Source organism: Paenibacillus sacheonensis (assembly GCF_009909195.1).
Lineage (GTDB): Bacteria > Bacillota > Bacilli > Paenibacillales > Paenibacillaceae > Paenibacillus_Z > Paenibacillus_Z sacheonensis.
Window position 1 is genome coordinate 1 of record NZ_JAAAMU010000005.1, and the last position, 13240, is coordinate 13240.

General features: G+C 62.1%; 6 protein-coding genes. 1 reads left to right on the top strand and 5 read right to left on the bottom strand.

What is annotated here, in order from left to right; all coding sequences use genetic code 11:
* The 5 genes from GT003_RS10615 to GT003_RS10640 all read right to left on the bottom strand — a co-directional run.
* The coding region (locus GT003_RS10615; protein ID WP_161697347.1) for an AAA family ATPase at positions 1-937 on the bottom strand (937 nt) is incomplete at its 3' end.
* Positions 934-2169: an exonuclease SbcCD subunit D gene (locus tag GT003_RS10620; protein WP_161697349.1), complete on the bottom strand. Its 1236-nt coding sequence runs from the start codon at positions 2167-2169 to the stop codon at positions 934-936. The genes GT003_RS10615 and GT003_RS10620, both read right to left, overlap by 4 nt.
* A 128-nt stretch (positions 2170-2297) precedes the next feature.
* Entirely contained in the window at positions 2298-6920 is a 4623-nt protein-coding gene (locus GT003_RS10630; protein ID WP_239565813.1) for a UvrD-helicase domain-containing protein, read from the bottom strand.
* A complete protein-coding gene (addB, locus tag GT003_RS10635) occupies positions 6917-10495 on the bottom strand; it encodes a helicase-exonuclease AddAB subunit AddB (RefSeq protein WP_161697351.1) in 3579 nt (1192 codons plus the stop codon). Before addB ends, GT003_RS10630 begins: the two co-directional genes overlap by 4 nt.
* 230 nt (positions 10496-10725) lie before the next feature.
* Positions 10726-12156, bottom strand: coding sequence for a class I SAM-dependent rRNA methyltransferase (locus tag GT003_RS10640; protein ID WP_161697353.1), 1431 nt, complete (start codon positions 12154-12156; stop codon positions 10726-10728).
* A gap of 98 nt (positions 12157-12254) precedes the next feature.
* Here GT003_RS10640 and GT003_RS10645 point away from each other — a divergent pair, with 98 nt between their 5' ends.
* Positions 12255-13238 (top strand): Na/Pi cotransporter family protein, encoded by a 984-nt coding sequence (locus GT003_RS10645; protein ID WP_161697355.1) that lies wholly within the window; start codon positions 12255-12257, stop codon positions 13236-13238.
* The last annotated feature ends 2 nt before the right edge of the window (positions 13239-13240 follow it).

The window sequence follows — 13240 nt, forward strand, 5'->3', positions numbered from 1 at the left end:
CGCGGCGCAAAGCGGCAGCGCGCAGCGCCGCTTCGGCCGCGCCCGCGGCGGCGAGCGCCGGCAGCAGCCGCTCCGCCGCCGCCAGGCGCTGCAGCTCGCGCTCCAGCTCCGCTACGCGCGGAGCTTCCGCCTGCAGCTTCGCGTGCAGCGCTTCCTTCTCGCGCAGCGCCGCCAGCCGCTCGTGCACCTGCGCACGCTCCGCGTGCTGCCGGTCCGCTTCCGCGAACAGCGCCCGCGCCTCGGCGGCTGCGGCTGCCGCTTCGCGGTACCGGTCCGCCGCCGCGGCGACGGCGGCGTCGGAGGCGTCGCCGAGGCCGAGCTGCTCGGCCGCCGCCTCCTGCAGCGCGGCATCCGCCGCTTTCATGCGCTGGCTGAGCTTCAGCGCGAGCCCGTCGCCGTATCGTTCCAAATGGAACAGGCGCTGCAGCATCGAGCGTCTGTCCTTGCCGGTCAGCGACAGGAACTCGGCGAATTTCCCTTGCGGAAGTACGACCGCCCGCGTGAAATCCTGCATGTTAAGCCCGATCTGCGCTTCAACGCAGCGCGTGACGTCCGCCAGCTTGTCCGCGATGACGACGTCACCGGCTTCGGTCACCTCCACGAAGCGGCTGAGCGTATTGCTGACGGACACGTCGCTGCCGCGCTTGAACTGCCGCTCGACGCGGAACCGTTTCTGCTCTCCGCCGCCCGCCAGATCAAACGTGAACGCGACGGCCAGCGTCTTCTCGGCTTGGTTCATGATGCCCTGCGTGCCGTTTGCCGCACGCTCGACTTTACCGTAAAGCGCGAGCGTCACGGCATCCAGTATGCTCGACTTGCCGCTGCCCGTCGGCCCGAAGATACCGAATACGCCCGCTTCGCACAGGCGCTCGAAATCGACCTCCTGCGCCTCGCGATAACTCTGCAATCCGCTCAAGCGGAGCTTTATCGGCTTCATGCGCTCTCGCCTCCTGCCTGGATTTCGCCGTCGTTCTCATTGTCCATGGCGGCTGTCGGCGCTTCATTCTCTTCGTCTTCCGCGATCAGCTCCAGGAACAACTGAACCGTCTCGGCGTCGGGTTCCCCGCCTCCTGTCTGCCTGGAGAAGAATCGGCGGAACAGTTCCTCCGCGGGCAGCTGCTCGCGGGCTCTGGCATCCAGCTCGACCATGGCTTCCATCTCCGGATAAACGGGTCGGATGTGAACGAGACCTTCGTGCTGGCGGCGCAGCTGCTGGATATGCTGCAGCGTCATCGCCTCGGACATATGTATGCTGAGATCGATCCATGATCTGGCATCCCGCCCCTCTTCGAGCCAGCCGTACACTTCGGCGAGGCCGCCCTTGGCGTTCCAGCTGACCAACGGCCTGCCGGCGCTGAGCGGAATTTCGCGGGGCAAGACGAGTTTGCCCGGCTCGGCTTCGAAGACGGTTACCGCTTTGGCCTGCCCGGCTTCCGAGAAGCTGTAGGCGAGCGGCGACCCGCTGTAACGCATCGTTTCGTCTCCGGCGACCCGCTGAGGACGGTGCAAATGCCCGAGCGCTACGTACTGCGCGCCGATTTGGAGGGCGGACGGATCGACCGTGTACGCGCCTCCGATCTGGATCGGCCGCTCGGAATCGGTCTCCAATCCCCCCAGCACATAGATATGGCTCATCGCCAAATTGACCGTATCGCCGCGGAAAGCCGTTCCCAGCTGCTTCATCAGCCGGCCGACCCGCTCCGAATAAGCGCTCCGAAGCTGACCTTCGTCCGTCGCTTCGCTGAGCAGCTCGCGGAGGCGCGATTCCGACGGATACGGAAGCGCCGCGATGACCGCCTGCTCGCCCGTTCGAGGCACGTCGACCACGATCGGCCGGTCCGTCGGCATGCCGACGAGCCGGATCCCGCTGCGAGCGGCAAGCGGCGCGGAGGCAGAGACGCGGTCCGGATGATCGTGATTGCCCGCGATAACGGCAATTGTCCGCTGTCCGCCGTCCGCGAGCCGTGAAACGGCTTCATAGAACAGCCCCTCCGCCGCGGCAGGCGGATTGACGGAATCATAGACGTCGCCGGCGAGCAGCACGAGGTCGATGCCTTCGTCCTTGACCAGCGCGGCCAGCTCGTCGACGAAGGCTGCCTGCTCCTCAAGCCGGCTGCGTCCCTCCAGCGAACGTCCGAAATGCCAGTCCGCCGTATGCAATATGCGCATGTGTATTCGTTCCCCCATCCCATGTTCCAAGGCGAAACGGCTGTCGTCGTCCCATGGCGGCGAAGCGCGTCCCATACCTTGGAAATTCAAACCCGATTTATAGTCGTAAAACCAAACGCGCATGTCATTTAAAACAACTTGACCGCTTTCCCGCCGTCCAGGAAAAAGACGTAGCATTCCTCCACCTTGCGGCCAAGAATGCCGGCAATCGCGTCCGCGTAGAGCGTTAACTGGAAGCGGTGGCGCTCCGCCGCCTCCGTCCATCGTCCCATGCGGACGCGGTCCGTCTTGTAATCCAGCAGCACGAGACCGCGCTCGTCTTCGAAGAGACAGTCGATGACCCCTTGAATCAAAATCGGTTCATCGCTAATGCCGCCTGCTAGTCCCGGATAGACGCGGGAAGCCGGGAGCGTACAGCTGAACGGCGTCTCCCGTCTCACCCATGGCGCCGCGAGCAGCCGCCGCCCGATCTCCTCATGGAAAAAGGCTGCCGTTCCTGCAACGTTCACCGCGCCTGCTTGCTGCTTCGTAAGCATGCGCCGCTCCACAAGGCCAGCGACCGCAGCCGCGATCGTGTCTTCAGATACGCCTTCTTGGGCATCAAGCGGAATATGCTGCATGACGAGATGGCTGACCGTGCCTCGTTCCGCTGGCGTAAGCGAGACCTCTTCCATGAATCGCGGACGGCGCAGCCGGAACGTATATTCCTTGTCCCCGTTGGAGGCACGGGAGGAGAAGCCGCTGCTGTCCGAACGGCCGCGTTCCGTACGGTCCGGTTGTGCCCGCAGCACGGCTGCTTGCTCCTCCAGCTCGTTTCCGTCCGATTGTCCCTGCTCCGCATCGGCGTGCAGCGTTTTCTGATCACCTCGTTCGTTCCCCTGAGCTGCCAAAGGCTGCGCCGGCAGTTCAAAGTCGCTGCTGAATAAATCCAGCTGCTCCGGCTCCGGCTCCGCGTCCGGCAGCTTTGTCGGCAAGGAATCTGCAATCTCCGAGGCGGGTAGACCGCGAGCCTCGGCTGCTGCATCTGATGCAGCCTCTAGCTCCACCTCTGCTTCAACCCCTGCTTCTGCTTCATTTGCCTGTGCTTCTTCGCGAGGTCCTACCTCTCCCGCTTCGTCAACGGATGTAACCCCAACCAGGGAAATCCCTTCACCGTCATCCGCATCTGCAGCAGCATCCATGCTTGCAATCTCAGGAAGGAGAAGCGCATCTTCGTCCATGCCCATTTCCGCATGGAGCCGCTTCATCTCCGTGACCGATGTTTTCGCGGCGGTCATTGCCGCCTGCGCGAACGGATACCGCCAGCTGAGCCGACGGTCGATTTCGGAGGCGGTGCTCGATTCAGCCGCTTCGTCCACGAGAGCAAGATGCTGTACGGCATTCATGCGCGTTTCGAATTCGGCTCTGGCCGTATCGTCCGTTTCCAAGGCCGCCGCCGCCTCTAAGCCGAGCAGTGCCGCAGGAACGACCGATGTACGCCAATCGCGGAACGGAACGACCTTGCCTTCTGTCGAAGTCAAAGTCCCGCTTGCCGCTTTGCTCTCCGACTGTTCGCCATCCGCGTCCTCGTCCGTCAGCACGCCGTCCTCAATCGTCGGACCAGCCGACCCAGCCGTTCCAACACCGGCTTCGCTAGCCACATGCGATCCGATTGTTCCTTCATCGGTCGCATTTGCCCTGGGCGTCTCGTCCGCGTCTTCCCCGAACTCCGGCTCATTCACGCTTTCAACCGAGACCGAAATCCCCGCTCCCATCGCAAGCGGACCGAGCCAATCCAGGAAACGCGCAGCGCCCGCGATGCGGAAATCGGGCAGCTGGCCATCCGCGTCAAGCGCGGACTGCCATCGCTGCAGCTGCTTCTCGGCATCTCCGACGGTGCCGACGAGGAACATCTTCTCCTTGGGCCGCGTCAGCGCGACGTACAGAATCCGCATCTCCTCCGCCAGCGATTCCATGGCAAGGCGCTGCTTGATCGCCAAATACGGCAAGGTCGGATAAGCGACGCGCAGATCCGTATCCACGTAACGAGGGCCGAAGCCCAGCTGCTTATGCATCAAGAACGGACTGTGCAGGTCACGGCGGTTAAACGACTTGCCGAGACCGGCCGCGAAGACGACGGGGAATTCCAGCCCTTTGCTCTTATGGATGGACATGATGCGCACGACGTCTTCCTGTTCGCCGAGCGCCCGTGCCGTACCGAGGTCGCCGCCGCTGTCCCGCATCCGGTCGATGAACCGGAGGAAACGGAACAGGCCTCTAAGCGTCGTAGCCTCATATTGACGGGTACGGTCATGAAGCGCGCGGAGGTTGGCTTGGCGCTGCAGCCCTCCGGTCATGCCCCCGACCAAATCGTAGTAGCCCGTTTCCCGGTAGATTCGCCATAGCAAGTCGGCCAGCGAGCCTTGACGGGCTTCGTTCCGCCAGGTCTCGAGCGCTTCCAGGAAACGATGCAGCTTCGTCCGCGTCTCGTCATGCAAGGATAGGTCGTCCGCAGCCGTTCGCACGGCCTCGAAATACGACACGCGTCCGCCTGCGATACGGATGCGCGCCAGCTCTTCGCCGGACAAGCCGAAGATCGGCGAACGAAGCGTACCGGCGAGCGGAATGTCCTGGTATGGATTGTCAATGACGCGAAGCAGCGAAAGCACCGTCTCGACTTCCGTCGCTTCGAAATATCCGCTGCTCAGCTCTGCATATGCCGGGATACCCTGCTGCTGCAGCTCTTCGATGATGACGGGCGCCCACTGCTTGTCCGCCCGCAGCAGAATGACGATATCCCGCCACGCCAGCGGACGCTTGCGCCCTTTCTTGCCGTCATAGACGAGAAAAGGCTCTTCGGCTGCTGTTCCGGCCATCCCTCTCAGGCGGAGGATCTGCCTGGCGATCCAACGCGCTTCCAGCTGCACGATTTGCAGATCCTCCGCGTTTTCGGCCGGCGATTCGCCGTCTTCGGCGTCAGACACTGTGTCGACGTCGGCTGCCGCTGGACGTTCTTCCCCGTCCTCGCCGTTACCGCGGTCGAGCACCGCAAACTCGACGGCATACCGCTCAGGCGGCCCGCCGTCCCCGGCGGACGGATACGAGGCGCCGCATACGAGCTCCGCCCGCTCATCGTAGTCCATCTCCGCCGCTTTTTCGCGCATGATCGCGCGGAAAACTTCATTCACGCCGTCCACGACCTCTTGGCGGCTCCGGAAATTGCGGGCGAGATCGATACGCACGCCGTATTCGGCATCCGTATCTTCGACAGCCTCGCCTATGCTATCCGCGCCTTCCATGGTTCCAGTCGCATGTTCAGCAAGAGAATTCCGCTTGTCCGCGGCCTCCGCGGCAGCCTTGTACGATTTGTACTTGCGCAGGAACAAGCCCGGCTCCGCCAGACGGAACCGGTAGATGCTCTGCTTCACGTCGCCGACCATGAACCGATTGCCTCGGCCTGGCCGGCTGATCAGCGTCACGATCGCTTCCTGCACCATGTTCGTATCCTGATATTCGTCCAGCAATATTTCATCGAACTGCTGCTGGTATTCCAATGCTGCCGAGGAGGGCGTCATGCTGTCCGGCGTCGAAGAGCCGTCGCGCAATATCCGCAGGCAATAATGCTCCATGTCGCCGAAATCGATGAGCCCTTTCTCCAGCTTTGCCGCCTCGAAACGGGTGCCGAACTCGTCCACGAGCCCAGCCAGCGTCTCCATAAGCGGCGCGGATTCCCGGAGCTCCGCGGCAAACTCTTCCGGCGTCCTCGCGAACAGCTCGTCGTTCAAGCCGCCGATCATTTTTTTGGCTTGCTCGCGCAAATCCTTGGCCTGCTGCTGCAGCTCCTTGTCGCCCGCATCGCCTCGCTGCGCCTTTAGCTTGCCGAAACTTGCCGCGGCGAACGCCTCATGCCACGTTTCCCATGAGCTGTTCTCTACGCTGCCAATCAGCGTGCGCACGACGCCAAGGTCATCCTGGAACGTCTCGCCGTACGCATCCGGTCCGGCCGGCAGCCGCGCGATCGACATCGCCTGCTCCAGCAGGCTCTCGGCGCCTTGCAAAGTCAGCGCAACCGCGCTGCCCAGGCTCGTAACCCATTCCGATCGTCCCAGCTCCGACGCATCCTCCACGCGGAACGAAGCGGCAGCGGCTTGCAGCCATGCTTTCGGCCACGGATGGCTCTGCGCAAAATTGTACAGTTTCAACACGAGCGCATAGAGAGGTTCGTCCCCGCGCTCGCCCCCGAACCGGTCTACGAGCGCCAAGAAAGCCCCGCCATCCGGTCCGTCCAGTTCGGCATAGCGCTCTTCGAACAGCTCGTCCAGCACGTCCATGCGCAGCAGCTCCGCTTCCGTCTCGTTCGCGATCCGAAAACCAGGATCGAGACCGATGAGCGAATAGTACCGGCGGATAACGTCCAGGCAGAAGGAATGCAGCGTCGTGATCGATGCGCGGCCCATGAGCGCGAGCTGCCTGCGCAGATGGTCGGAGTCCGGCTTCTTATCCAGCTCCTTCTCCAGCGCGATCCGGATCCGCTCTTTCATCTCGGCGGCTGCCGCTTTCGTGAAGGTCGCGACGAGCAGCCGGTCCACGTCGGTATCGGCGGCGATCTTGCGTATGATCCGCTCGACAAGCACGGCCGTCTTGCCCGAGCCCGCCGCCGCCGCGACGAGAATGTTGCTGCCTCCCGTTACGATGGCGCGCCATTGGTCGTCCGTCCAGGTACTGCCCGGCGGCTTGGCCGGCACCGGCATCGTTTGCTCCGTCATCGTCATCGTTCTCCTTCCTCGTTCCCTGTTCGTCCCTGCCGCTGCGCTTCAGCCGAATCCTTCTCGTCCTCTTCTTCCGATTCTTGACCCGAGGCGAGCAGCGTCCACACCTCGTCCTTGCCCGTCTTCTGCAGCTTGTTGTACGCGTTGCCTTCGATCAACGGATCGAATTGGCATACCGGCTTATAATCGCAGAATTGGCATGGCGTCTTGCCGCCCAGGCGATAAGGCGTGATCGATACGTCGCCTCCCGCGATGCGGTCGCCGATCTTGCGCAGCGTGCCGCGCACGGATCGGCGCAGCGTGCCCCATTGTTCGTCGGATACGACGGAAGAGCTGCCGTAGAAGCCGCCATCCTTCTTCAGTGCCAGAGGAAGAAGGTCGGAATAGCCCGTGGAGAGCGCATTGTCCATCAGTTTGACCGTCTCTTCGTCCGCGAGCACGAGTCCCTTCAACTTGAAGCGCTTGAGCATTTCCGATCTCGCCTTCGCCGGCGGCATGCCGTTCGCGGACGAGAGCAGCGGATTGTGCACGTGAAAATAAAGCGCGCCTGCCGCTTTGGCCGGCTGCCCCAGCCATTCCGGCGCATGCGTCAGCAGGACGTCCAGGTACGTCAGCATTTGCAGCGCCATGCCATAGGCGACTTCCTCCAGCCGCAGCTGCTTCGCGCTCGATTTGTAATCGATGACGCGCAGCAGCAGTCCGTCCGTCGTCTGCGCGGCGTCGACGCGGTCGATCCGGCCGACCATCTCGAGCGTACGTCCTTCCGATAACGGAATCGTGACCGGCGGCAGCGGTCCTTCCGGTCCGAAGCCGATCTCTAGCCCGACAGGGCGGAACGCCGCCCGTCGCGCATGCTCGCCAAGAATGACGGCCGCTTGACTGACGATATCGCCGAGCTTGCGCGCCACATATTGATGGCGGCTGCTGCTGAACAGAATTTGCGACTGCAGCCGCAAAGCGAGATCATTCACGATGGCGGTGCAATGCGCGCGCAGTTCCTCCGCCGTCAGCGAACCCCATCGGTCGCCGAGCGTCTCCGTCAACCGGGTAAGCGCGGCATGGAACAGCTGCCCGATGTCCGGCGCGGCCAGTTTATACTGATCCCGCTCGCGCAGCCGCAGCCCGTGAATCGCAAAATGCTGGAACGGACACGACACGAAACGTTCCATGCGGGAAACACTTCCACGGAGCAGCTTGCCGTAGAGCCTATCGGCCGTCTCGCGGGACAAAGCCGGCTCCTCGTTCGTATACCGCAGCGAGCCGACAAGCCGCTGCAGCTTGTCCTGCCATGACGGCCTGGCCGCATACCAGTTGTACGTCTCCCACCAGAGCGGAGCCATGACGGAACCATGCCGCCAAGACCGGAGCTGCGTAATCAGGTACGACAGCGTCCGATCGGGGTGAGCGATAAACGACTGCTGTACGTCTTCCGGCATGCCCGGCACCGGCTCCACGGCCGTGCCGTTCTCCTCCAGCCCCGGGAGCAGCCCTTTCACATGCCGAATCACCTCCGACGGCAGCAGACTCTTGCCCTCCTCGTCCGCAAGCGGCCAGCTGATCCACAGATGCCGGCTCGGCGTCGTCAGCGCATTGTAAATCATGAACCGCTCGTCCAGCAGCTTCCTTCGAACGCCCGGCGCCATGACGAGTCCGCCGCTTTCCAGCTTCTCCCGCTCCTGCTCCGTCAGCACGCCGTCCTCTTTCATCCGCTGCGGCATCACGCCGTCGTTCGCCCCAAGCAGGTAGCAGACGAGCACGTCGCCGGAACGCGTGCGGTCCATGCTTCCGATCAGCACTTGATCCAGCGAAGGCGGCACCGATGCAAGCTTCAGACTCTCGAGTCCCGTCTCCGCCATGCCGGCGAACAGCTCGATGCCCAGATCCTCCGTCCCGGTCATCTCCGTCAACTGATCGAGTAATTCCATGACGCCATCCCAAACTTGCCGATGCTCGCGAGCGCGCAGCGTGTTGCCTAAGGCGATCTCCTTGCGGCTCCAGCGTTCCAGACGGTCCGCCGCCTCTACGTTCATCAGCAGGCGGTACAGGGCCTCGCACATGCCGCGGACATCCGATGCTTTCTTCAGCTCCCGGATAAACTTCTTCAACACGGGGACGACGGCTTCGCGAGCCGCCATGACCGCTTGAAATTCGCGCAGCTCCCGTTCGCCGGCTTGTACCGGATCGCCATCGAGCGTATCTCTCGCAAGCGGCTTCCACTGGCTGAGAGACAACCACTTGTTCCCGTTCATGCCCGTCGCAAGCGCGTAGTTCTCCAGCAGATCGAACGTTTCCCGGGTCAGGCTTCCGTCCTCGGGCAGGAAGAGCTCCGTCTTGATGCAGCGGAAAACCGCTTCGAACCGCCAGCCATGAGACGCGATCTCCAGCGCGGAGCGAATGAATTCCACGAGCGGATGGTGAAGCGCGGCATTCTTCTGATCGAGGAAGAACGGGATCCCGTAATCGGAAAAGACCGCTTTGATGTAATCGTTATAATCCGGCGCGTTGCGGACCATGACCGCCAGATCCCGGTACCGAAGTCCTTCGTCCCTTACCCGCCGCACGATATCGCGCGCTGCGCCTTCCACTTCGGCCCTTCGGCCGGATGCGGCATGCAGCGAGATCGCCCCGTCCGCAAGCTCCGAGTCCGACAGCCGGAGGGGCTTCCTCCCGCCATGGCCGTAGTGACGCTCCACATGCGCAAGCATCGGGCTGTTCTTGAAGCGATATGGCGTCCCGTCAAGCAGCAGAGGCTCTTCGATATTCACGCCGTTGTTCACGGCAAGCTCGCGCAGCTTCAGGAATGTTTCCGCCGTAGGACGGAACAAGTCCAGCTCGTGCGGCATCTCCCCGTTGTCGTAATGTTTGTCAAGGCATAAGGTTACCGTCATATTGCCGGCATGCTTCATGAGCGCCTCCAGCGCCTCTAGCTCCTTGGGCGTGAAGCCGTGGAAGCCGTCGACCCAAATCTCGCACTCCTTCATGGAAGGCGATTCGCCGAAACCGCGCACCAGCCAGCCCAAATAATCCTCCGCGTCGACGTACAGGCCGGCAAGCTCTTCCTCGAGTCGGCTCGATATAAGCTCAAGATCGCTAAGCTTGCGTCCCAGAAGGGAGCCCCCCGAGGAAGGAAGATGATGTTCTCCGAATCCCTGCAGCGCCTCGGCATCGATGCCGTACCGCTTCCATTCCGTCATGAGCTCGCCCAGCCGTTCGATGAAGCCATGCTGACTTTCGCTGCCTTGGAATAACTGCAGCTGCGCGTTCAGTCTGGATACGATTTTGTAGAGCAGCATGTTTTTGCCGTTCTCGCTGATCGGCGTAAGCGCGGTGCCGCCGGTCTCCTGCATCACCCGAAAGGAGAGCCGCCGGAAGCTGAGCGCCTGTGCTCGGATCGTACCTGTCAGCGGCGACTTCCGCCCCCCGAGAAGCGCGTATTCCGTCTGGAAGGTTGCCTGCTCCGGCACGAGCATAATCAGCGGAGCGCCGTCCGGCTTCTCCAATATCCGGCTCGTGATCGCCGACAAGCAGTGATGGGTCTTGCCCGCACCCGAGCGGCCGATTACAAAACGAAGCGCCACGACGCACACCTCCCCATTCTCATTCTTCGATTCTTCTATTCTAGCATACCAGCAGCCATCTGTTCACCATAAATGCGAATGTTTGTTCGTTATTTCGGCAGGTAAATCCTGTCCCGCCGTCCGAAGCCGCATTGAAGCGAGTATAACGGGCTCAAAAAAGCGGCCCCCCTATAGGAGCCGCCTGAACTTTCTTCTACTATCTTCCTCTCATGCGGTGCCGGAACACGCTTCTACGCTCTGCTGCGGACCTCGAAAATGCCGAATTTCAAGTAATGACCTTCGTTCACGCCAAGAATTTGCGGATGGTCCTTCCCGGCGGCACGCCATTCGATCAGGCGCAGAATCTTGCCGGCATCGGCGGCGGCGGCTTGGATCGTCTCCAGGAACAGCTCCGGACGCATATGGTACGAGCAGCTTGCCGTGACGAGATAACCGCCTTCGTTCACGAGCTTCATCCCGTGCAGATTAATGTCTTTGTAGCCTCTGACCGCTCCTTCGACCGCATGCTTCGATTTCGCGAAAGCCGGCGGATCCAGGATCACGACATCCCACTTGCGCCCCGCGTCGCTGGCGAGAGGCTTAGAGGTATCCGGCTTCGCGCCTTTGGCGCTCGCGGCATTGCCGCGTTCCGCGCGCTCCTCGATGCCCTTTACCTGCGTTCGCAAATATTCGAAGGCGTCCGCGACGACGAATTCGACGCGGTCCGTGAAGCCGTTGCGCTCGACATTGCGCTGCGCCGTCTCGACGGCATGGGCGGACACGTCCAGGCAGGTTACTTTCTTCGCCCCGTACTTGCATGCATGGAGCGTGAAGCTTCCGGTATGCGCGAAGCATTCCAGCACCGTAGCGCCGTCCCAGTACGGGAACGTGACGATTTTGCCATTGGCATTGACCGGCACGAGCGCAGGCTCCTTCAATTCGGCGATGACGCCCGTATCGTCGGCTTCCGTTGCCGCTTGATCGGTATCCGCCCTGTCTACGAGACGAATGCCGCTCCGTACGCCCCAGCCTTTCATGAGCGGAGCGATCGAGGCGCGGTTCTCGCGTTGATCGAAGAAATAGCCCGTTTTCTGCCCTTCGACGATATCGACCTCGAGCTTCAGTCCGTTCTCTACGATCTCTACGATACGCGGACATTCGCCGTATAGCGTTCCCGTACGCTCTTCCAATCCTTCCAACCCGCGTACGGATACGTCGCTTCGCTCATAGATGCCCTTGGGCTCGAAGACCGCGACGAGCGCCGCTATCAGCGCTTCGCGATGAACCTCGATGCCCATCGTGAGCAGTTGGACGACGAGCACTTCCCCGAAGCGATCGACGATGAGCCCCGGCAGAAAATCGGCTTCTCCGTATACGAGACGGCAGTCGCTGCCGTTCACGAACCGGTCGCGATGCTGCTTGCACCGCCGCAGCCGTTCCGCGAAGAAAGCTTCGTCCATTTCCTCCATCGGCTTGTAGGCCGTCACGCGAATCGTAATCTGAGAAGCCGGATTCCAATACCCGGTCGCCAGGTAGCGCCCTTGATGATTAACGACATCGACCAGGCCGCCCGGCGCCGCTTCGCCTTCCATCCGATCGATCTCGCCGGCAAAAATCCAAGGATGGCCGGATTCCGTTCTTTTTTTGCGTTCCTTCTTCAATACTGCTTTTGCGCGTTCCATTTCGTAATCTCCGCCCTTTTCGCTGCTGAATGCTTGTCATGCCCGTCTTCTCGTTCGCATATGTATCGTTACCTGATTGTAAAGGAGATCAAACCGTTATGCTCTATGCGATCGCGCTGCCCATGCTCGGCGGCTTCGTCCTGTTTCTGTCCGGCATGCGGACGATGGAATCCGCTCTCCAACGCTCCGTCGGACGCCGTCTTCACCGGATCCTGGCAAGGTTCACGTCCACGCCGCTGCACGGCCTTGCGGTCGGAACCGCAGCAACGGCTGTCCTGCAGAGCAGCACAGCCGTTACGGTGATGTCCATCGGGATGGTAAATGCCGGACTGCTGACGTTTCCGCGCACGCTCGGCATCGTACTCGGCACCAATATAGGCACCTGCTTAACCACGGAGCTGATCGGATTGAACTTGGGCAAGCACGGCTTGCCGCTGCTTGCCTTCTCCATAGGGTTATGGCTCCTGACGGCGGTCTTCGGCGAAATGGGATTCGCCGGCAGCCGCACCGACGGAACGGGAATGGCGCGCATGCTCGCCCCGCTGCGTACGTGGGCCGTCGTGACAGGCGGGTTCGCCTTGCTGCTCATCGGCATCCGAATGATGCAGTCGATTGCGCCAGCTGTGCGGTCAACCGCCTTCTTCGACGCCTTTCTGTCCCGTGCGGATGCCAGCGTCTTCTGGGGGCTCGCAGCCGGAATCATGCTAACGGCAGCCATCCATAGCAGCGCAGCCGTCATCGGAATCGTCATGGGCTTGGCGGAAACCGGCGCCATGCCGGTCGAGGTCGGCGTCGCGATCGTGCTCGGCGCCAACGTCGGCACGTGCGTTACGGCCGTCATCGCGGCGCTCGGCGGCACGCGCTCCGGCCGTTTCGTCGCTTGGTCGCATGTGCTGCTCAACCTCGGCGGCGCCGCGCTGTTCGCTCCGTTCGCTCCGCAGCTTGGAGCGGCTGCAGCTTGGCTGAGTTCGTCTCCCGCCAGTCAGATCGCCCACGCGCAGACCCTGTTCAACGTCGCCTGCTCGCTGCTTGCGCTTCCGCTCTGCTACCATCCGCGCATCCGGAGATTGAATGCCGCTTGACG